13 protein-coding genes are annotated in these 22,183 nt (G+C 64.4%); 5 read left to right on the forward strand and 8 right to left on the reverse strand.

Annotated features, from left to right (window positions below; all coding sequences use genetic code 11):
* Positions 1–20: 20 nt before the first annotated feature.
* Together PCA20602_RS22965 and PCA20602_RS22970 are read left to right on the forward strand one after the other, a co-directional pair.
* On the forward strand, positions 21–1,232 hold the full coding sequence (locus PCA20602_RS22965) for a CaiB/BaiF CoA transferase family protein (protein WP_150723242.1): 1,212 nt from the start codon (positions 21–23) through the stop codon (positions 1,230–1,232).
* A 43-nt stretch (positions 1,233–1,275) separates the two neighbouring features.
* A complete protein-coding gene (locus PCA20602_RS22970) occupies positions 1,276–2,439 on the forward strand; it encodes an acyl-CoA dehydrogenase family protein (protein WP_150723167.1) in 1,164 nt (387 codons plus the stop codon).
* Between the two features lie 31 nt (positions 2,440–2,470).
* Here PCA20602_RS22970 and PCA20602_RS22975 read toward each other — a convergent pair whose 3' ends face one another.
* Positions 2,471–2,812 carry a DUF4148 domain-containing protein gene (locus PCA20602_RS22975; RefSeq protein WP_150723168.1) on the reverse strand — a complete coding sequence of 114 codons (342 nt, stop codon included), beginning with the start codon at positions 2,810–2,812 and terminating at the stop codon, positions 2,471–2,473.
* A gap of 562 nt (positions 2,813–3,374) precedes the next feature.
* Between PCA20602_RS22975 and PCA20602_RS22980 the strand changes: the two genes are divergently transcribed.
* The 3 genes from PCA20602_RS22980 (at position 3,375) to PCA20602_RS22990 (ending at position 5,754) form a co-directional block, all read left to right on the forward strand.
* Positions 3,375–4,121, forward strand: a complete 747-nt coding sequence (locus PCA20602_RS22980) for an SDR family oxidoreductase (RefSeq protein ID WP_150723169.1) — start codon at positions 3,375–3,377, stop codon at positions 4,119–4,121.
* Positions 4,122–4,338: 217 nt separating this feature from the next.
* Entirely contained in the window at positions 4,339–5,199 is an 861-nt protein-coding gene (locus PCA20602_RS22985; RefSeq protein ID WP_150723243.1) for a DJ-1/PfpI family protein, read from the forward strand.
* 90 nt (positions 5,200–5,289) lie between these two features.
* Positions 5,290–5,754 carry a YybH family protein gene (locus PCA20602_RS22990; protein ID WP_150723244.1) on the forward strand — a complete coding sequence of 155 codons (465 nt, stop codon included), beginning with the start codon at positions 5,290–5,292 and terminating at the stop codon, positions 5,752–5,754.
* Positions 5,755–5,846: 92 nt separating this feature from the next.
* On the opposite strand, the gene PCA20602_RS22995 is transcribed toward PCA20602_RS22990, so the two are convergent.
* From PCA20602_RS22995 to PCA20602_RS23025, 7 genes are all read right to left on the reverse strand, one after another.
* Positions 5,847–6,794 (reverse strand): GlxA family transcriptional regulator, encoded by a 948-nt coding sequence (locus PCA20602_RS22995; RefSeq protein WP_150723170.1) that lies wholly within the window; start codon positions 6,792–6,794, stop codon positions 5,847–5,849.
* Positions 6,795–6,918: 124 nt separating this feature from the next.
* Positions 6,919–7,062: an autotransporter outer membrane beta-barrel domain-containing protein gene (locus tag PCA20602_RS23000; protein WP_150723171.1), complete on the reverse strand. Its 144-nt coding sequence runs from the start codon at positions 7,060–7,062 to the stop codon at positions 6,919–6,921.
* A gap of 162 nt (positions 7,063–7,224) precedes the next feature.
* Positions 7,225–9,339 (reverse strand): HlyD family efflux transporter periplasmic adaptor subunit, encoded by a 2,115-nt coding sequence (locus PCA20602_RS23005; RefSeq protein ID WP_150723172.1) that lies wholly within the window; start codon positions 9,337–9,339, stop codon positions 7,225–7,227.
* A gap of 25 nt (positions 9,340–9,364) precedes the next feature.
* Entirely contained in the window at positions 9,365–10,816 is a 1,452-nt protein-coding gene (locus PCA20602_RS23010) for an efflux RND transporter periplasmic adaptor subunit (RefSeq protein WP_150723173.1), read from the reverse strand.
* Positions 10,817–10,820: 4 nt separating this feature from the next.
* Positions 10,821–11,678: an efflux RND transporter periplasmic adaptor subunit gene (locus tag PCA20602_RS23015; RefSeq protein ID WP_150723174.1), complete on the reverse strand. Its 858-nt coding sequence runs from the start codon at positions 11,676–11,678 to the stop codon at positions 10,821–10,823.
* On the reverse strand, positions 11,675–13,117 hold the full coding sequence (locus tag PCA20602_RS23020) for a TolC family protein (RefSeq protein ID WP_425495707.1): 1,443 nt from the start codon (positions 13,115–13,117) through the stop codon (positions 11,675–11,677). Before PCA20602_RS23020 ends, PCA20602_RS23015 begins: the two co-directional genes overlap by 4 nt.
* Before the next feature lie 200 nt (positions 13,118–13,317).
* On the reverse strand, positions 13,318–21,969 hold the full coding sequence (locus PCA20602_RS23025; protein ID WP_150723176.1) for a DUF4347 domain-containing protein: 8,652 nt from the start codon (positions 21,967–21,969) through the stop codon (positions 13,318–13,320).
* Between the last annotated feature and the right edge of the window lie 214 nt (positions 21,970–22,183).

Genomic DNA, 22,183 nt, shown 5'->3' on the forward strand with positions numbered 1-22,183 from the left:
GCGACGTTGAAGGTGCGCTCATGAGCACCGAGCGAGGTGGGCCGCTTGCCGGCGTCAGGATCCTCGATCTGACGTCGGTGATCATGGGACCGTTTGCCACGCAGATTCTGGCCGCACTCGGGGCCGACGTGATCAAGGTCGAGTCTCCCGAGGGGGACAACATGCGTCACGTCGGGCCGATGAACCATGCGGGCATGGGGCATATCTTCCTGCACGCCAATCAGGGAAAGCGCAGTGTGGTGCTCGATCTCAAGGTGCCGGCAGGCCGTGAGGTCGCGGCGAAGCTCGTCGAGCGCTGCGATGTGATGATCTCCAACATCCGGCCCAAGGCGCTGGGGCGTCTCGGACTCGACTACGACACCCTGAAGGCAACGAACCCCCGGCTGATTCACGTCTCCTGTTGCGGATTCGGGCAGGACGGACCGAACGCGGCCCGTGCGGCGTATGACGACCTCATTCAGGGCGCGTCGGGCTTGCCGTGGTTGATGAGCCAGTCCGGTGCGCAGACACCGCGTTATGCGCCCACGACGCTCGCCGATCGCGTGACCGGGCTTCACGCCGTGTATGCGATCACGGCGGCGCTCTATGAGCGCGAGCGCTCCGGGATCGGGCAATCGGTCGTGGTGCCGATGTTCGAAGCCATGACCCAGTTCGTGCTCGGCGATCACCTCGGCGGTCTCAGCTTCGACCCGCCGAACGGCGACCCCGGCTACGCGCGCCTGCTGACCGAGCACCGCAGGCCTTACGAAACGAAGGACGGGCACCTCTGCGTGCTGATCTACAACGACAAGCAGTGGCGCGCCTTCTTCGCGGCGATCGGCGAGGGCGAGCGCTTCGAGAGCGACGCACGTTTTTCGACGCACACGAATCGCGCACAGCACATCGACGAGGTCTATGCGGAAGTGGCCCGGCTCATGCGCGAGCGGACCACGAACGAGTGGCGTGTCCTGCTCGACGCCGCCGACATTCCCAACATGCCGATGAACTCGCCGCGCGATCTTCTCGACGATCCGCATCTGTCGGCCGTGGGGTTCATCCGACAGGTCGAGCATCCGACCGAAGGTCGATTGCGCACGCCGGGCAATCCGACGGCATGGTCGCGTACCGCTTGCACCGAACCCTCTCCCGCGCCGGGGCTGGGGGAGCATTCGGCCGAAGTCCTTGGGGAACTGGGTTACACCGCTGCCGAGATTGCGGCGCTTCAGGTGTCCGGTGCGATGGGCAAGGGCTGACCCCGCCGGTCACCCGGGCAGTCAATGAACAACAGGAACAGACATGAATTTTGACCTTACGGAAGAGCAGCAACAGATCTGCGACGCCATTGAGCGCGTGTGCGCGCCGTTCGATGCCGATTACTGGTTGCGCAAGGACAGCGAAGGCGGTTTCCCGGACGACTTTCATCGCGCGTTGGCGGATGCGGGCTGGCTGGGCATCGCCATGCCGGAGGCTTATGGCGGCGCCGGGCTGGGGATCACCGAAGCCGCATTGATGATGCAGACGATCTCGGCGACGGGTGCGGGGTTGTCGGGTGCTTCCGCCGTGCATATGAACATCTTCGGTCTGCATCCGGTCGTCGTATTCGGCACCGAGGAGCAGAAGCAGCGCTGGTTGCCGCCGTTGATCGCCGGCAAGGACAAGGCCTGCTTTGCGGTCACAGAGCCGAACACCGGTCTGAATACGCTCAAGCTCAAGACGCGGGCCGTGCGCGACGGCGATCACTATGTCGTGTCCGGGCAGAAGGTGTGGATCTCTACCGCACAGGTGGCGAACAAGATTCTGCTGCTCGCCCGCACCACGCCGATCGAGGAAGCCCGAGGCACGCAAGGGTTGTCGCTTTTCTACACCGACCTCGATCGCACGCGAATTCAGGTGCGGGAGATCGAGAAGATGGGCCGCAAGTGCGTCGATTCGAACGAGGTGTTCATCGACGAGCTTCGTATCCCGGTGAGCGATCGGATCGGCGAGGAAGGCGCAGGCTTCGAATACATCCTGCACGGCATGAACCCCGAGCGCATTCTGATCGCATCCGAAGCGGTAGGGTTGGGGCGCGCAGCTCTTCAGCGGGCGGCGACCTACGCGAACGAGCGGGTCGTGTTCGATCGGCCGATTGGCAAGAATCAGGGCATTCAGCATCCGCTCGCGCGTTCGTGGATCGAACTGGAAGCCGCCAATCTGCTGGTGCTCAAGGCGGCGTCGCGCTACGACGCGAAAAGCAACTGTGCGGCCGACGCGAATGCCGCCAAGTATTTCGCTGGTGAGGCTTGCTTCAATGCCTGCCAGAACGCGATTCTCACGCACGGCGGCATGGGATTCGCGAAGGAATACCACGTCGAGCGATACATGCGCGAAGCATGGATTCCGCGCCTCGCCCCGGTCAGTCCGCAGTTGATCTTGTGTTTCATTGCCGAGAAGGCACTGGGCTTGCCGAAATCCTACTGAGGCGACGTCATGACCTGTCAAACCGCTGACATCAGCTCCCCGCATAGAGCGAGTGGCCGTTGGCGGGGTTTGTCGGTTGATTCCCGGTGCTGATGCCGGTACCCGCGCCGGTTTCGATTGCGGCGCTCGTGACCTGGCCGTTACCCGGCTGCGCGTCCTGTTTCGTAACGATTGCCTCGGCTCGCTGGATATTGGCGGGATAGTCGTTGTCGCCGACAAACGGTTGGTAGCCCGCTTTTTCGAGACGAACGAGGTCTGCCTGAACCTGAGCGCGCGTGAGCGGCGCGTCGTTGGCGGTCGCCGATTGAGCGAAAGCGGAGAACGGTGCGGCGATTGCGCAGGAAACCAGCAGTGCGGAGAAGCGTACTTTCATGATATTCACCTTGAGGGTCGGAGGCCGCTGCACCCGCAACTGGGGCAGTTCGGCCAGCCTTCGACAATGTTGCGAAGGGTGAACCCATTCTGCGCTTGGGCTTCTGACCCGAAAGTGACCCGATGATTACCGTTTTGTAATTTTTCGGGATCGACGAGGTGCCTGTGCGCGAAGCGCACCTAAGCACTTATCAGCACCGACGTGACCATCTGGGCGTTTTTCGTTTTTCGTTTGCGAGCGCAGACTTGACTCTCGCCTCCATGAAAGCAGGAGACGCAGCAGGCGCGAGCGCATCGACTGCCTCTGCGTCACCATGACGCACCTACGCGGCGCCAAGCCCCTTCAAAGATGATCTCGTAGCTCCCGCCAGCAACGACGCCAGTGTTGTGCCGATGGCGTCACATTTGCGTTCCTTTGTGTGACGTTTTTTAAGGGTTATAAGACCTTTGCGCCATCTTCGTCGGCTCGCATAATTTTCCCGAATCAGGCCGGAACGACGCAAATGCGACGACGTCCCGGGTCCTTCACTGGGTCAATCACGAGCAAAGAAAGGAACATGAAGATGAGACTTACCAACAAGTCGGCATTGATCACGGGCGGCACGAGCGGCATCGGTCTTGCCACCGCGAAGCGCTTCCTCGCAGAAGGCGCCCGCGTAGCGGTCACCGGTCGCGACGAAGCCGTGTTTGAACGCGTAATGGCCGAGCTTGGCGAGAACGCACTGGTCCTCAAGGGCGATGTTCGCTCGCTCAAGGACATGCAAGCCATTGCCTCGCAGGTGCAAGCGGCATTCGGCACACTGGACGTCGTATTCGCCAATGCCGGGTGGGCTTTCCCCTCCGCCGTCGACGACATCGACGAAACCCTGTACGCCGACATCATGGACGTCAACGTCAAAGGCGTTGTGTTCACGCTTCAGGCCGTACTGCCCGTGTTGCGCGATGGTGCATCGTTCATCCTCAATACGTCGTTCGTCGACCAGACCGGCAAGCATGGCATTTCGCTTACCGCAGCAGCGAAGGCCGCTGTGCGATCGCTTGCCCGTAGCTGGTCCTACGAGTTTCTCGACCGCAGGATCCGCTTCAACGCCATCGCACCCGGCGCGATGGAAACGCCTCTGATCGGCAAGTGGGGTATGGCCGACGAGGATGTCCGCAATCTCAAGGTGGAACTCGCGAAAACCATTCCCGTAGGACACATGGGCAAGGCCGACGACATCGCGTACGCGGCGCTTTATCTCGCCAGCGACGAATCCTCCTACGTCGTCGGCACCGAGTTGGTCGTCGATGGCGGAGCCTCGCAGCTCTGAGTTTTCGTTGCCCGATGTCGACGTCCATGCGCCATCGGCGCGCCGACTCGCCATCGCGGCATCTCCCAATCCCGCAGTCCAGCAATCCAGCAATCCCGCAATCCCGCAATCCCGCAATCCCGCAATCCCGATATCGTCCGCCAGACCATGCGCCGTGGCGGTTCTTTTAGTTGGCCCGCCCCAGGTGCGCCTGGTTACGGCCGCAGTGCAAGGAGAAATGATCTTGACCGACCAGAGCAAAAGTATCACTGAGGGGGAGCTACTCGGCAAAGCCGGCCATTCCCGTCGCGACGCCCTCAAGTTCGGCGGCCTCGCCGCGCTGGGTGCCGTCGTAGGAGGCGGCGCGCTACTTGGCCGCCCGAACCCCGCTTTCGCGCAGGCGGGTAGCAGAGGCGAACTTGCCCCGAACGAGCCGCTGAACATTCTGATCGTGAATTACGACGGAGGAACGCTTCTCGATTTCGCCGGCCCGAGCGAGATTTTTCATCGGCTGCCGAATACGAACGTGCGCTATGCAAGTCTTAAAGGCGGCAACGTGACGCTTGAGTTCGGGGTTGTTTACGGCAACACCGAACGCCTGGCCGACATCGACAAGACCGATCTGATTCTGGTGCCCGGCGGGTCCGATCTGTCGGCGCCGATGCGTCCGGACTATCTGACGCAGATCCGGCGTCTGGCCGACGGCGCCAAACACGTGACGTCGGTTTGCAACGGATCGCTCGTGCTTGCCGCAACCGGTGTCCTCAACGGCAAACGAAGTGCGTGTCACTGGGCCTTCGTCAACAAGCTCGCCGAGTATGGCGCGATCGGCGTGCCCGATCGTTTCGTGGAGGACGATAACGGTCGCTTCATGAGTGGCGGGGGTGTGACGGCCGGGATCGATTTCGCACTTCGCGTTGCCGCGAAGATGCGGGGACAACAAGCCGCCGAATTCACCCAACTGGCAATCGAATACGATCCCGCACCGCCGTTCCACTCCGGGCATCCTCGCGACGCAAGGCCGGAGGTCGTTGCGATGGTCGACAAAGAATTGCCCGGTGCGTCCAGAGGGCTTGCACGGATTCCTGGCGTTCGTTGAAACCCTTGCGGGCAACGCGTATTGCTGTGCAGTCGCTGCCCGAGTTTTTTGCAGCACCTATCCATGCAATCCAACATCGGAAATCAAAAGATGCGACAGATTCGTTTTTGTGTGGCGGTTCTCGCCGCCAGCCTATCGCTTTCTACATTCGCCGCGCAGACAAACGCCGGCCGTCTCCAGCCGCAAACCGAATCGGCAATCAAAGTGGAGAACGCGCGATGGGCACAAGCCTATGCGAGAGGGGACTACCAGGCCATCGGCCAGCTTTATACGAAAGACGGCTCACTTCTGCCGCCCGGCGGCGACAGAATCAAAGGTGCAGACGCGATTACCGAGTACTTCACCAAGGCGTCAGGCGGCTCGGCGCCCGATACCGTATCGTTCAGCAATTACGAGTTCTACGGTAACGATCAGGTCGTGACGGAAGTCTCGGACGCTGAGATCCATGATCCGAGTGGAAAACTCAAATATCGAGGGAAGCAGATTCTCATCTTCCTGAAGCAGGGCGGTGTCTGGAAGTTGCATCGAGACCTCTGGAATGCATCGGCACCCTGAGTCGGGGTAAGGTAATTCGTGTGCTTTTCGAGTCAGCCCATTTCGAATCATCGGCCTGGCTCGAACATGACGGCAGATGCCCGGCAGGCCGGTCAGCGCAGACCGAGGCGTCTGCTCTCACGTCGAATCGATTGCGGCGGGTGACCGCACAGCTTGATGAAGGCCCGGCGCATTCGGTCCGGATCGATGAATCCCACCGCCAGAGCGATCTGTTCGATCGGTTCGCTACCGTCTTGCAAACGCAACCGAGCCGCTTCGACGCGCAGCCGCTCGACCGCCTTGGCGGGGGTTTCTCCGGTTTCCCGGCGAAACGCCCGCCCGAACTGGCGCAAACTCAAGCTTGCGGCCTGTGCAAGCCGCTCGACCGGCAGGGCTTCTGCCAGATGCTCTCTTGCAAAGTTCAGGGCGATGCGAATGCGGTCCGATTCAGGCTCCATCTGCGACATGGCGGAAAATTGGGACTGACCGCCGGGCCGGCGATACGGAACGACCAGTAATCTCGAGACGGCGCGCGCGATGTCCGGACCCATATCTTCTTCGACCATCGCCAGGGCGAGGTCGATGCCGGAGGCGATGCCTGCCGATGTCCAGATGCGGCCGTCGGCGATGAAAATACTATCGCTCTCGACGCTGATGCGCGGGTAGTGAGACTGCAACAGCCCGGCATATCGCCAGTGCGTTGTCGCTTTCCGATCGTTCAACAATCCGGCTTCTGCGAGCAGGAATGCGCCGGTACACACGCTTGCGACTCGCGACGCCTTGCGATTCAACTTCCTCGCCGCGGCAACGTTCCCCGGCTCTCGCATCGGATCGATATCGCCACCCACGAAAATGACGGTATCGAATGCACGTCGGCCGACCGGCATTGTCTCGATGGGCAGGCCCGTGTTGCCCATCACGGGGCCCCCTGTCTGCGAGATCACGTGAAGGTCATACGGGGTGTGGCCCGCAGCAGTCGCTACCTGATGGAAAGCCGAAAGGGGACCGGCAAGATCAAGCGCGTCATGACCGTGACAAACAAAGAAGCCGACTCGATGCATGGCGGGCAGGTCACAGGAAATTCGAGATGGCCTATTCTAAGGGAATTATGGAAAAAGCGTCGCTCAGCCGATGTCGTGAAAATGGCTGTAGCCTCTCATTGACTTATCGGCGGGCCTCGATGATTCAGAACCGATAGGCGACCCGTACACTGCCTTGCTGCGCCGAGGCGTGCGTCGTGTTGATCAGGCCGTCATAGTTCAGCGACACGTCGAATCGTGTGCTCAGTCGCATCGTGATGCCTGCGCCCACCGTCAGATATCCGCGCAACGAAGACGCCCAGAGCGGGTATATGTCTGGGCAGGTCAGTCGGTTGTGAGATGTGTACGCGGACCATTCCGTAATCCTCGAATGATGTGAATTCAGAAAAAGTCGCAAAGTCGGTCCAGCGGTGCGATGACACGAGGCAATCGCAGAATTCCGGCCGTTAGCTCAGAACCCGACTTCCCGCTGCAACACCGCTGCGACGAAGCGAGCCCCTTCTACCGCGAAGCTCTGACGCCCGGCGCCGAGGTGAACGGTGCCGGTGATCTCGCGTCCGAGCCCGTTGCCGCCGCTGCATTGCCCGAACCGGACTTGCCACGTCGCCGTAAGAGGCACCAACTGGCGCGTCTTCGCGTTCTGCTCGGCGGGGATGGGGCCGCCATAGGGACTGGCGACCGACGGCGCGTCGAGCGTTGCCACGTTGACCTTGTCGATCGCATCGATCGTGCAATGACGCGCCCCCAACTCCAGCAGACTTCCGACGAAGGTGGCCGATTGCCCGGCCTTCAACCGCGCCACGTCGTCCTCGCCGACATAGGCATCCCCCTTTACGCCGCCGGGCGCAATGAGGTCGTAGATCCGTTCGCCGCGTGGCAGCCACGTGCCAGCCGCCTGTGCGTCGTCGTTGGCCTGTACCGTCCCCTCAAAGGGCGCGGTGATGGTCAGTTGCGCGATCTGGGCCTGTAATCCGGCAACAGTCTGTCGGGCCGACTCCCATCGGCGGGCGAGCGCCGTGCCCTGCTTTTGCAGCCGGTCGTCGAACGACTGTTGCTCGACTTCCCATCGCAGCATCGCTTCGTTTGTCGTTGCCGAGGCCAACTGTGCTTCCAGATCGGGTGATACCAGCACCGCGAGCGTCTCGCCTGCGCGCACATGCTGGCCGTCGCGCGCCGGGGGTGGCGTGTCGGCGACATACCCCGGGGCAACGGTGTAGAGCCCTTGCGCGCGCTGCGGCGCGAGCACCGCCGGCGCGCTCACCCCGGCATGCCAGGGCAGCACGAGGACACTGAGGAGCACCGCCGCCAGCACTGCCGAGCGACGCGTTTCACGACACCAGCGCAATTCGTCGCGCCGCTGCCACGTCGCCTGCGCCTCGCGCCACACCGGGCGCATGATGAACCAGCCGAACTCGACGCAGAACAACAACATGCCGAGCAGCTTGAAGAACGCGTGGTACACCACCAGCGCGATCGACATGAACACTACCAGCCGGTAAAGCCAGGTGGCGAACGAGAACGCGATCAGGAAGCGTCGCCGCGAGGCGGGGCAGGGCTCGGGTTGGGGATCCCCGAAACCGAACAGCCGCTCGCGCAGCCACCAGCGACCCAACGCGAACGCGCGGTCGTGCAGGTTCGGCATGTCGAGCCAGTCGGAGAGCAGGAAGTAGCCGTCGAACCGCATGAACGGACTCGCGTTGATCGCCAGCGTCGCCACCCACGTCGTGGTCGCGAGCATGAACGCTCCGGCACGCAGCGGTCCATCAGGCAACAGGCTCCACGCCAGCGTCGCGAAGGCGGCGAGCGCGACTTCGCTCAACATGCCTGCGGCGCCGATCCAGAGCCGCGCACGACGTCCCGGCACCTTCCAGGCTTCGGTCGTGTCGGTATAGAGCACCGGGAGCATCACGAGCAGCGCAATGCCCATGGTGGGCACGCGGCAGCCATAGCGCTGCGCCGTGAACGCATGCGCGAACTCGTGCAGGATCTTCGCGAAACCGAGCGCAATCCCCACGCCGATCAAGCCGCGCCAGTCGCTGTAGTTATGGAACGTATGGACGAACTCGTCCCAGTGACGCGACACCAGAATCAGTCCGATCAGCGCGACGAGCGCCACGACGACCCACGATAACGGCCGAAAGGCGAACCGCACATAGCGTTCGGCTGCGCGCAGGAACGGCATCGGATGCCAGAGCGGAATCCGGATCATCAGATAGTGCTTGAGCAGCCACATCGCGCGCGAGGTCTGCTGCGCGGCGTCGTGATGTTCAAGTCGTGCCGTGTCGGTGGCGTTCGACGACACCAGCAGATTCTGGTGACGCAGCATGCGCACCAGCGCCTCGAAATCGGCGAGCGTCGCGGTGAGCGTCGTTTCACGATTGACACCCTCGACGATCGCGTGCGCGTCGTCGAGCGGCCAGCGCGCAAGCAGCTCGAACGCCAGCCAGCCGATCTGGAAAAACCGGTTTGCCGCCGGGTCGTGGAGCATCCATGTCGGGGCGCCATCGGGCGTGGCGGCCCCGGGAGTCAGGGTGAGCTCCTGACGGAGCTGCGGAAGTCGGACCATGAGTCGAATCGAAGGGCGCGAGGAATTACCAGCCCAGCCACTGACGCGCGAGCGTCAACGGGCGGCGCAGCACGTAGTAGATAGCGGGGACCCACGGACCGCGAATCCGCGCTGTGCCCATCGCACCGAGCGGGGCCTGCTGTGCGCTTTTCCCGTCGACATCGAAGCTCGCGCGCACGCGATACGCCAGCACGCCCTCCGGCGTCGGTTCGGCGCGCCACGCGATGGAGTCGATCCGCGCGTCGTAGCTGGTAAGCGGCGAACTCTTGGGATAGAGCGTGAGCACCGCGCCGGGCTGCACGTCGATGTTGTCGGCGACCGGTAGCCAGGCCGTGACTTCGACATGCGCGGGGTCGGCCAGCACCAGAATCTTCTCGCCGACGGCCACCGCCTTGCCGGTCCACTCGTTCGGGTCGCTGAACACGGCCACGCCGGCGCGCGTCGCGTTGACGCTCACGCGTGCGAGCTGCCGCGCCGTGAAATCGAGCTCTGCGCGGCTCTGATCGAGCTTGCCGCGTCGCTCCGCCATGTCCAGACGCGTGCGGTCGTCGGTCACGGCAAGCTGTGCCGTCTGCCGGAACTCTTCCTGCGCTGCATCGAAGTTGGTGCGGGCCACCGCGTAGCGCGACTGCAAGGTCGTGGCGTCCAGACCGAGCAATGCGGTGCCGGCCTTCACCGGCTCATTCGGCTTCACGTACAGATGGTCGATGACACCGTCGAGCGGCGCACGCACCACGAACGGATCTTTCGGCGTGACTTCCGCCGGCGCCAGCACCGTCAGGCGCATCGGTATCAGGCAGATGGCGACGACGGCAATCAGCACACGGCGCTGCAACTTGCCGGGACGCAGCACGGCGCGCGCGCGATCGAGCCAGCGCGCACGCGGCGAGAAGGCTTCGAGCGCGTGCGCCCACACTTGCCCGAGTTCGCTCAGCAGGGCGAGATCGGTGGCGCTCCACGGCGTCTCGCGCGCGAAGACGATACCCCCGGCCGGATGTCCGCCGCGATAGGCCAGCGGCAGCCAGGCGCCGTGGGCCGGCCACCACTCGGCCCATTCCGCCGCGATGTGTGGTTCCTCTGCTGCGACGTCGTCCGCCGTGAAGACACGCACTCTCGGCTGTGCCGGCAGCACCGCCGCGTCGCGACCTTCCACGTGCGCGGCGGCCTCCTTCGGCGGGACCTCGGGCAACCCTTTGGCGAGGACCTTGCACAGCGCCCCGAGCCATTGCACGTACGGCGCGTTCGGATCGCTTTGCGGCAGGCCGGAGACGGCCGCCACGTGACCCGGCGTGTCGCCCCGCCACCACGCCGCCTGCCGGAAGGGCACGAGCGCCAGCGTCTCGTTGACGATCGTGAAGCCGAGTGTCGTCTCGCTCGTGGCCGCGCGCGCCCGGATCGAGAGTTGCCACAGCAGCGCGAGCTGCTGGCCATCGATCCGGATTTGCTGGGCGTCTTCGGCCATTTGAGTCTGCGTCATGCCGTCACCGCGCGAAGGTCGCCCAGCCGCTCATGCCCGGCAGTAGCTCGGGCGCGCTGCCGTTGAGGGCGGCCGTCACGTCGACGGTCTGCGTGACGGGATCGACACGCGCGCCAATGCGTACGACCTTGGCCGGATACGTCTTGCCCACTTCATCGACCTGCACACTGAGCGCATGACCGGTCCTGAGCCAGCCGAGCCATTTCGACGGCACGATCATCTTCAGTTCGAGATGGCTGGTGTCGACGATGGTCAGCAGCGGCTTTCCCGGCTCCGCGAACTGCTGCGGGGCGGCGCTGCGCTTCGAGACACGGCCGTCGAACGGGGCCGCGATCGAGCACTTGCGCACGGTTGCCTGCATGTAGGCGACGTCGGCCGCCGTCGACTTCTGCTTCGCCTGCGCCTGCTGAACCTCCAGATCACCGATGGAGCGCAGCGCCTGGAGCTTGCGGTTCGTCTCGAGCAGGTCACGTGCGCCGTCGGCATCGGCTTGCGCCTTGCGCAACTGCGCGCTGAAGAGCGAACAGTCGAGTGTGACGAGCGTCTGGCCCGCACGGAAGGCATCGCCGTCGCGGAACGGCAACGACGCGATCTTCGCGGCGACCTCGCTCGACACGTCCACCTGATCGCGCGAGACGAGCTGGATACGGATGCGCGAATCGTTGCTGTCGCCCGCCGTGGCGGGCGCGACTGGCGACGCCGCCGGCGGCGCGGCAGGCGCATTGCTGGCCGGGAGGCCGGGGACCGATCGCGCCGGGGGGTACGCGACCGGTGCGGCCTGCGGAGATGCCGCCGAAGCGGCATGCATTGCGACGAGCAGCGTGACGGCAAGCGCTGCCCGGTGATTCACGAACCACGTCATTTCTGCACGGCTCCCGTCGGCAAGGCTGCTGCAGCGGCAATAGTCGGGCCTGGCTGGGCGAGTGCGGCGGCCTGAACGCCATGCACCGCGATATCGTCCCAGCGCTTCTGTTCCTCGCCGATCGACTGGGTCAGCGACGCGATGTCGTTGCCGTTGAGCTTGGCCGGCACCGGATCGAGGCCCAGCGTGGCCAGCATCTGACCGTAAGCGCTCTCGAGTTCGCCGTAGCTTTGATAGAGACGCAGCTCGGACATCATGGCCGCCGTCGCCACGCGGATTTCTTCAAGCTTGCCCTTCGCGTTGGTTACCGTGGCGTTGTGCGTTTGTTCGAGGATTTGCTGGTCGACGTCATTGAGGCGCTTGAACAGGTCGAACTGACGCGTCTTGGCGCCGAGTTCGCTGCGCGCGACGTGTACCTGCGTGAGCACGGCCATGCTCAGCGCCATGCGCTGCATCTTCGCGACGTCGAGCTGCGCCTGCGCCGTGCCGCGAATGTTGCCCGCATTGAGCAGGTTCAGCAGGTTCCAGCTCACGCTGATACCGGCCGAGCGCCACGCGTTGTATACGAGGAAGCTGTTGCTGTCGTAATGCGCGCCGACACTGAGTTCGATGCCCGGCAACAGTTTGGCGATCGCCTTGTGCGTTTCGTTGACGCTGATCCGCTCGTTGTAGCTCGCTTCGACGAGTTCCGGGCGACGCTGCAAGGCCATGTCTTCCATGGCGGGCATGGCCATGTCGAAGTTCGGCACGCGGAACGCATCGGTCGCGGCGAGCGTGAAGTCGCGACCCGGCTCCAGGTTCATGAGCGAGGCCAGACGCGGCTTGGCGACTTCCAACTGATCGCGCACCGCTTCGAGCTGACGCATCAGGTCGAGCAGCGAGCGCTGATAGTTGAGCGTTTCGACCGGCGAGCGCAGGCCTTGCGCCTGCGTGGCGCGCGAGTCGTCCAGTGCGCTTTGCGCATCCGCGAGCAGCGGCCCGATACGGTCGCGCAGGCGCTGCGCACCGACGGCTTGCCAGTAGGCTTCGCGCACCTGCTGCATCATCAGTTGCACGACCTTGCGGCGGCGCTGTTCGAGCACCAGCAGGTGATCGGCCTGTTCCTTCGCTTCGAAGTAGCTCACGCCGAAGTCGAGAATGTTCCAGGACAGATTCAGATCGGCCGTGCGCGCGTTCTTGTCGGTCGAGAACGACGGCACCAGCGATTGCTCACGCGTGTAGAAACCTTCGGAGGACGACGCCAGATCGTGGTTGCGGTTCGTGTAGCCGGCGGCGGCCGTCAGCTTCGGGAGCAGGTCGAAGTTCGACAGGTCGAGCTGACGTTGCGCGAGCGCCTCTTCCATCATCTTCAGACGATGGTCGAGGTTGTAGCGAATCGCGCGGGCCATCGCTTCGTCAAGCGTGATCGGACCGGTGACCGGCTGCTGATCCGCAAACATGGTGGTGCGGTCGGCTTGTGCCGTTGCCGCGCGTTCGGCATCGGTGAACGGCACAGGCTTGATCGCGCAGCCGGACAACGTTGCGATGGCGAGCGCAACCGCGAGCAGGGCGGGGCGCGGCAGGCGTCCCTTGATCGGCTTGTTTTTCACTTCGACGGGTCTCTTTTTAAGTTGAGCGAGTTGAGTCTGGAAAGCTGGGATCACGAGCGGCCTCCCTTCGCGGCGTGCGAGTCGCCGGGGGCTGTCGCGACGTGGAGCGCGGCATGCGCGTTGGCGAACTGCGCGGCAAGCGATGCCTTCGCAGGCGGCAGCGCGGCGTGCGGTCGGGCGGCAGGTGTTGCCGGCGCGTTCGGTGCATGCGGTGCATTATTCGGTGCGCGCTGAGCGGGTGCATCGAAGTGCAGCGTCACCTCACGACGCGACAGATTGCCGGCTGCGTCGCGCACGAGCAGCGTCACCTGCATGGAGCGCAAGCCTGCCGGCGGCGTGCCCGTGAGCACGTCGTGCTCCACGTCGTAATGCAGCCATTGCGGCAGCGGTCCGCCGTCGGCCAGTGTGATCGCCACCTGCGTGTCGGCGGCGTCGCCGCTGGGTGTGGACGATGGGGTCTGCACCAACGGCGCCATCGAGAGCACGAAGGCCTGCCCCGGCTGACGTGCGGGACTGACATCGGCGGCGGGCAGCGTGCGTGCAATCGCGGGCGCTGGCACATCGTGCGTACCCGGCGGCACGATGGAATCCAGCGCGCTCACATGCGTGTCGCCGAGCGACGCATCGCTTGCCCCGTGCGCAGCGAATGTAAAGGTCGTCCGCTGGGGAATGACGCCGAATGGCGCGGGCGTGTCGAGGGCGCCGTTCACGATGATCGGATTCGAGACCCCGTCGCTGTGGCCGTTGACGTCCGGGACGATCAGCGGATTGCTCTGCCCGAAGACAATCGGCTGCGGCTGCACGTTGGGCACGTCGAAATGATTCGATGGCGTCGGCGGCAGGATCGGCACGCCCACCGGGCTTTGGCCGGCCTTGATTTGCAGTGTGCGTGACACTGGCGCGCTGTTGGCGGTGCCGTCGCCGATCACGAAGGTCAGCGTTCGGGCGCCGCTCTTGCTTTCGTTCTGCGTGTCGCGATACGTAATGGCCTGGATGGCGGCCTGCCATTGAGCAAGCGTCGCGGTGCCGCTCGCCGAGCTGAGCGTCATCACGCCATGCGCGGCGTCGTAGGTCGCTGTGATATCACCCGTCGCCGCGCCGGCGGCAAAGCTCAGCACGTCATGCGCCGGATCGAAGCCCGAACCGATCGAGACCGTCGCTGACGTCGGTGGCGTGTCGTTCCGGTCGATCAGCGTAATGCCCGTACCGATGGCGATGCTAGACGTCGCCTTACCGTCGGCCGTGTAGCTCAGGGTCGAGCCGTCCGTGCCGACTATCGGCGTCTGGTGCGTTGCCGTGACGCTCACATCGCGGGTGACCGCGAGACTGGACTTGGCGCCGTCGTTCACCGAGAAGCTGACGGTGCGTGTCGCCGTGTCGGGCAAGACCGCCGTATCGGTGTAGGTCACCGAGCGCAACGCCGCCTGCCACTGGGCGAGCGTAGCGCTCGCGCCGGTCGACGTCAGCGTGAGCGTGCCGTTGGCGGCATCGTAACTGGCGGCGATGTTGCCCATCGTCGCACCGTCGTTGACGAAGCCGAGCACGTCTTCGCCGGCGTGGAAACCGCTGCCGATCTGGAACGTTGCCGAGGCCAGCGTACCGTTGTCGAGATCCGAGACGACGATGCCGTTATCGACGACCACCGGTGTCGAGACAACGTTGTCGCCCGCCACGAACGGTGCAGCGCCGTTGCTGCTGCTGGTGAGCAGCGGCGTCTGATCGGTCGCGGTGATGGCGATGTTGCGCGAGTAGACGGGGCTGCCCTTGGTGCCGTCGCTGACCGTAAAGTCGATGGAGCGCGTGGCCGTGGCGGGTGAGATCGCCGTGTCGATGTAGGTAACGGAACTCAGGGCGGCCTGCCACTGTGCCAGCGTGGCGCTCGCACCTGCGGAGGTCAGGGTGAGCGTGCCGGTGGCCGCGTTGTAGCTGGCGGTGATGTCGCCCATCGTCACCCCGTCATTGGTGAATCCGAGCACGTCCTCGCCGGCGTGGAAGCCGCTGCCGACCTGCACGGTGGCCGAGGCCAGCGTGCCGTTATCGCGGTCTGACAGAATGATGCCGTTGTCGACCGTGATCGGCGTCGAGCTGCCGTTGTCCGCCGAGACGAACGAGACCGATCCTGAGCTGACGGAGCCAATGAGCGGTGTCTGATCGGTATCCGCGACCGTGATGTCGCGGCTCAACGCGATGCTGGACTTCGTACCGTCGTTGATCGCGAAGCTGATGGTGCGGGTCGACGTATCGGGCGTGATGGCCGAGTCGGTGTAGGTCACGGCGCGCAACGCGGCCTGCCACTGTGCGAGCGTGGCGCTGGCGCCGTTTGACGTCAGCGTGAGCGTGCCGGTGCCCGCGTCGTAGCTGGCGCCGATGTTGCCCATCGTGCCGTCGTTGATGAAGCCGAGGATGTCTTCACCCGCATGGAAGCCTGCGCCGATCTGGAACGTGGCCGAGGCCAGCGTGCCGTTATCCAGATCGGAGACCACGATGCCGTCATCGATCGCCACCGGCGTCGAGGCGACGTTGTCGCCGGCCGTGAACGGCACTGAGCCGTTGCTGCTGGTCGTGAGGATCGGTGTCTGGTCGGTCGCGGTGATCGTCACATCGCGCGAGAACACGGCGCTCGACTTGGTGCCGTCGCTGACCGAGAAGCCGATGGTGCGGGTGGCCGTATCGGGCGCGACGGCCGTATCCGTATAGGTCACGGCGCTCAGCGCGGCTTGCCACTGCGTGATCGTGGCGCTGGCATTGGCGGAGGTCAGCGTCAGCGTACCGGTGGCGGGGTCGTAGCTGGCGATGATGTTGCCCATCGTGCCGTCGTTGATAAAGGAGAGCACGTCTTCGCCGGCGTGGAAGCCGCTGCCGATCTGCACCGTGGCGGACGCGAAGGTGCCGCTGTCGAGGTCCGACAGGGTAATGCCGTTGTCGACGACAACTGGCGTCGACGGCGCATTGTCGGCGGCGACGAACGACGCCGAACCGGTGTTGCTGGAGCCCACGACAGGCGACTGATCGTTGTCGGCGACCGTGATGTTGCGCGTGAGCGTGGCGCTCGACTTGGTGCCGTCGCTGATGCTGAAGCTGATGGTGCGGGTCGTCGTGTCGGGCGTGATGGCCGTATCTGTGTACGTCACGGCTTGCAGCGCGGCCTGCCACTGCGCGAGCGTGGCGCTCGCGCCGGCCGAGGTCAGCGTGAGCCGGCCATGTACGGCGTCGTAGGTGGCGGTGATGTTGCCCATCGTACCGTCGTTGACGAATAACAGCACGTCTTCGCCGAGCTGGAAGCCGCTGCTGATCTGGAACGTTGCGGAGGCCAGCGTGCCGTTGTCGAGATCCGAGATGACGATGCCGTTGTCGATCGCTACCGGAGTGGCGATGGCGTTGTCTCCCGCAACGAACGATACCGGGCCAGTGTTGACGGTCGAGGCGATCGGCGTCTGGTCGGTGTCGGCAACCGTGATGTTGCGTGTATACGCGGTGCTGGACTTGATGCCGTCGCTGACCGAGAAGCTGATGGTGCGGGTGGTCGTGTTGGGCGTGACGGCCACGTCGGTATAGGTCACCGAGCGCAGTGCGGCCTGCCACTGCGCGAGCGTGGCGCTGGCGGTGGCCGACGTCAGCGTGAGCGTGCCGGTGGCGGCGTCGAAGCTGGCGGTGATGTTGCCCATTGTGTGACCGTCGTTGATGAACGACAGGAAGTCTTCGCCCGCATGGAAGCCCGCGCCGATCTGCACGGTGGCCGACGCCAGCGTGGTGTTGTCGAGATCCAGTAGCGCGATGCCGCTGTCGATGACGACTGGCGTCGAGATATCGTTGTCGGCCGCGACGAACGGCACGCTGCCGGTGCTGCTGGTCGAGATCAGCGGCGTCTGGTCGGTGCTCGCCACCGTGATGGTGCGCGCCAGCGTGTTGCTGGTCTGCGCGCCCGCGCTGAGCGTGATGTCGACGGTGCGCGTGGCGGTGTTCGGCGTGACGGCCGTATCCGAATAGACAACCGAGCGCAGCGCGGACTGCCATTGGGCGAGGGTGGCCGTGCCGCTCGACGACGTCAGCACCATCACGCCGGTCAGCGTGTTGTAGACGCCGCTGATGTCACCCATCGTCGAGCCGTCGTTGGTGAAGTTGAGCACGTCCTCGCCGGTATGGAGGTTGCCCGAGATCGAGATGATCGCGGTGTCCACCACGTTGCCGAGCGGGTCGGCGACCGACAGGTTCGCGTCGATGGCGACGGGCGTCGAGGGCACGTTGTCGCCGGCCACGAAGCTGACGCTGCCGCTGCTGGTGGTCGACAGCGCAGGCGCCGAGCTGATGACATCGATCGAGTACGTCGCGGGGGCGCTGGTCTTCACGCCGTCGCTAATCGTGATCGAGATCGCGCGAGTGCCGAGCGGCGCGCTGCTGCCGGTCTGGAATTGCAGATTGTCGAGCAGGCTCTGCCACTGGGCGAGCGTGCCGCCGGTGGAGGTGATCGTCAGGGTGCCGGTGGAAGCGTCGTAGCTCGGGCTGATACCGTTGGTCGGAATCTGTCCCAGGCCGCTGAAAGACAGCACGTCGCCGAGCTCGAAGCCCGAGGTGATCTGCACCGTGATCGTCAGCGAGACCAATGCGGACGGGCTGCCGATGTTCAGGTCGGTCAACGCGAGACTGCCGTCGATCGTCGTCGCCGAATTGCCCGGCAGGAAATCCTGACTGGTCGACGATCCGGTCGTCAGGACCGGTGTCTGGTGCGTCGCGACGATGCTCAGCGACTTCGTTCCGGTGACGCTCGTCTTGGTGCCGTCGTTCACGGCGAACGAGATGGTGCGTGTCGAGCCGTTCGGCACGGCGGCCAGATCGGTGTAGGTGACCGAGCGCAGCGCTGCGATCCACTGCGCAGTGGTCGACGCGCCGGCCGAGGTCAGCGTGAGCTTGCCGCTGCTGGCATCGAAGCTCGCGGTGATGTCGCCGAACGAACCGCCGAGCGACAGCACATCTTCGCCGGACACGTAGTTGCCCGTGATCTGCACGGTGGCCGACGCCATCGTGGCGCTGTCGCTGTCGGTGAGGATAAGGCCGGTGTCGATCGCCACCGGCGTGGACGGCGCGTTGTCGGCCGAAGTGAAGGTGGTCGTGCCGCCGCTGGTGTCGAGCAGCGGTGTCTGGTCGGTCAGCGCCACGTCCACGGTGCGGCTCCACGCGGTGCTGGTCTTGGTGCCGTCGCTGATCGCGAAGGTAATGACGCGCGGCGTGGTGTCCGGCACCGATGAGAAGTTCTGGAACTGGATCGAGCGTAGCGCAGCCTGCCATTGGGCGACCGTAGCCGTGGAGTTCAGCGAGGTCAGCGTCAGCACGCCGTTCGAGTAGGAGCCGTTGATGTTGCCCATCGTCGTCGGATTGCCGACGAACAGCAGCACGTCGCTGGAGTCCTGCAAGTTGCTGATGGTGACGGTGGCCGAGGTGAGCGTGCCGTTGTCGCTATCGGATACCACGATGCCACTGTCCACGGTGACCGGCGTCGAACTGGTGTTGTCGCCCTGCGTGAGCGTGACGGTGCCGCTTGAGCCGCTGATGAGCGGCGTCTGGTCGGTGTCGGTCACGGTGACGGTATCCGTCACGGTGGTGCTGGTCTTGACGCCGTCACTGATGCTGAACGTGACAGTGCGTTGCAGGGTTGACGGCGTGATGGCGGTCGACGTGTACGTGACAGCGCGCAGTGCCGCCTGCCATTGCGCGAGCGTGGCGGTGCCGGTGGGCGAGATCAGCGTGAGCACGTTGTTCGAGATGCTCGCCCGGATGTCGCCGTACAGCACCGTGTTGTCGTTGCTGAACGTCAGGAAATCGGTGGGCTGGTAATTGCCGGTGATCGTGACGGTGGCCGTGTGCAGCGGGCCGCCGTCGGCATCGGCCACGGTGATGGTGTTGTCGACCACCACCGGCGTGGAGTTGGTGTTGTCGCCCGCCACGAAGCTGGCGGTTTGGCCGCCGCCGCCGATCACCGGCGTCTGGTCGGTGTCGGTCACGCTGATGTTGCGGGTCGCCGCCGGGCTGATCAGGGTGCCGTCGTTGATCCGGAACGTGAGCACGCGCGTCGCGTTCGACGGCACGACCAGGTCGCTGGTGAAGGTGACGGCGCGCAGCGCGGCCTGCCATTGCGCGAGCGTGGCTGCGCCGCTCTGCGAGGTCAGCGTGAGCAGGCCGGTGCTGCTGTTGTAGATGGCGGTGATGTCGCCCATCGTCGCCGGGTTATTGATGAGCGACAGTTGGTCATGGTTGACCTGGAAATTGCTCGTGATCTGGATCGTGGCGCTCGCGAGCGTGGTGCTGGTGCCGTCCGAGATCGTGACGCCGGCGTCGACCACCACCGGCGTCGAGGGGGTGTTGTCGCCGGTCACGAACGAGGCCGAGCCGCCGTCGGTGACCACCTTCGGGCCGACCGTCACGACCACGCTGTGATGCAATGCCGCGCTGTCCTTGGTGCCGTCGTTCACCGAGAAAGTGATGTCGCGTGTGCCGCCCGTCGTGCCACTGGTTGCGGAGAAGGTCACGGCGTCCAGCGCGGCTTGCCATTGCGCGGCCGTCGCGGTGCCACTGCCCGAGAACATCGACAGCGCGTGCGTGCTCGGATTGAAGCTGGCCTGGATGTCGCCGTACAGCGTCGCGTTGTCGTTGGTGAAGCCGAGCGAATCGCCGGTCACGAAGCCGCTGGCGATGGTGACGGTGCCGGTCGCCAGCGTGGAATTGTCCGCATCGCTGACGTGGACGTTCGCGTCGACCGCAGTCGCTGCCGAGCCCGCGAGGTAATTGGTGCTGGCCGCGCCGCCTTCGGTCACTACCGGCGTCTGATCGGTCGCGGTGACCACGATATTGCGCGTGGCGACGTTGCTGACGAAGGTGCCGTCGTTGAACGAGAACGAGATGGTGCGCGTGGTGGTCGAGAGATTCGGCGAGGTTAGCGAGCTTGAGAACGTCACCGATTCGAGCGCGGCCTGCCATTCGGCGATGCTCGCGGTGCCGGCGCCGGTGCTGAGCGTCAGCGTGCCGGTGGTCGGATCGTAGGTACTGGTGATGCCGTTCTGTGCCGTGAAGTTGAGTACGTCACCGGTCACGAAGTTCGTGATCTGAACGGTCGCGGTCTTCGCGGTACTTGATCCGCCGTCGCTGAGCGTGATGCCCGGATCGACCGGCACGGGGGCGCCGCCTGTACCGGCGCCGTTATCTGCTGAGCTCCATACGGCGTTGCCGCTGCTGGTGGTGACGGCAGGGCCGGTGTCCTGATAGGTCAGGTTGTCGAGCGACGGCTCGAACGCGCCGGGGTCGTTCTGGTCGATCAGCGAGAACGAGACGATGTTGTTGAAGGCGCTGCCGAGCTGACTCGACACGGTGGCGCCGGGGAAACCGCCCACGGCGGCCGTGGCGAGCTGGATCAGTCCGCTTGACGTGCCGTTGGCGTAGTGCGCCTGAATGTAGAGATCGCCGTTGAACGAACTCAGATCGAAGCTTTGCAGGTTAAAGGTGTGGCCGTTAGCGAGCGAAATGGTGACGTTGCTCATGGCCGAGCCGCCGTCGGCATTGATCTCGAGCACACCATCGGTCGACGAATCGGTAATGTCGGTCGGGCCGTTCGGCGAGTTACTGTCGTTGTACGCGAAGGTGTTAGCGGCCTGATCGAACGTGTAGACGATATTGTTGAGCGTGAATTGCGCCGATCCGAGCGCCTGGAAGTCGTTGTTTGCGGCTGTATCGTAGGTTTCTACGGTCACGCCAAGCAATTCGTTGAACTGCGCTTCGGCGCTCGCCGACTCGTTCAACGCGCTATGGACCTTGCCGGCCTGATATTCGAGCGTCCAGTTACCGCCGAGGGACGTCGCACCGGTAGCGTCGGTCGACGCGGCGACGTTCAGATGCGTAATGCCGGCAATTTTCTGTACCAGCGCCTGCCCATCGGCCAACTGCGCGACATCGCAACCGTAAATCAGGAAGTCGCCGCCCGGCTTCATTGCCGCACCGATCTGCGCGAGATCCGCGGTGTAGGTCGACAGGCTCGACGCCGTCAGCCATGCCGAGCCTGCCTGGATCGCACCGTCGGCGCCGTGCGAGATCAGCGCGATCGAGCTAATGCCCTGATGCGTCTGCAAGTACTGAGCGATCTGGGCGAAGCCGTCGCTACCGCTATTGAGCACGACGTACTGCGTGCCAGTCGGGAAGCCGGAAATCAGCGTCTGGTAATTCGCCACGCTCGGGTCGATAAACACGACCTGGGTTTGTGTGAGTTGTCCGGCGTCGCTGGTGTCGTTCAGCGCAGCATTCGTGTGAAGCTTTTCCTGCGTGGTGTTCGGCGTGCCCGTGTTGTGCGTGTTCGACGTGTCGTTGCTGGCAGACGTCGGATCGCCAGACGTGTTCGACGTGTTCGACGTGCCCGAGGCGTTCGACGAGTGCGAGGCATGACCGCCATGCGACGCGCGCGAGGCGCTGCGATCGGGCGGGGCATTCACCGTGGCATTGCCTGTCGTGCGTGCCGACATATCCGCTTGCGCTTCAGTCGCGCCATGTCGCTCGGCGGCATGTGTGAGGTCGTGCGTATGCGATTGGGCGGCAACGGCAGCCACCGACGCGTCGTACACCACACGGGGCTCCAGGGCGAGCAAGAGCGGCGATGCCGCAACACGCGGCGCGTGACGATCGGCACTTTGCTTCTCGCGCGCGAACCAATGTTTGATGATCTTCATGGCAATGCTCTCCTTGCAGCGGCCTGCCTGCCCCAGGCTAACGCGCGGACAATATCGGGAAGCGCGACTGCGCGACCGGAGTTTGGTGTGGAACGAGCGCGTGCGTCAGCCGCGCGCAAGCACGGGCCGCTGCGCGAAAATCGCGCCGGCCCGGGCAATTCGGGAGATGCCTGATAGCAGACGAACCGGCGACGATTGCCAGAGACTTCGGCCA

The sequence above is a fragment of the Pandoraea capi genome, assembly GCF_902459735.1.
In the GTDB taxonomy this organism is placed as follows: Bacteria; Pseudomonadota; Gammaproteobacteria; order Burkholderiales; family Burkholderiaceae; genus Pandoraea; species Pandoraea capi.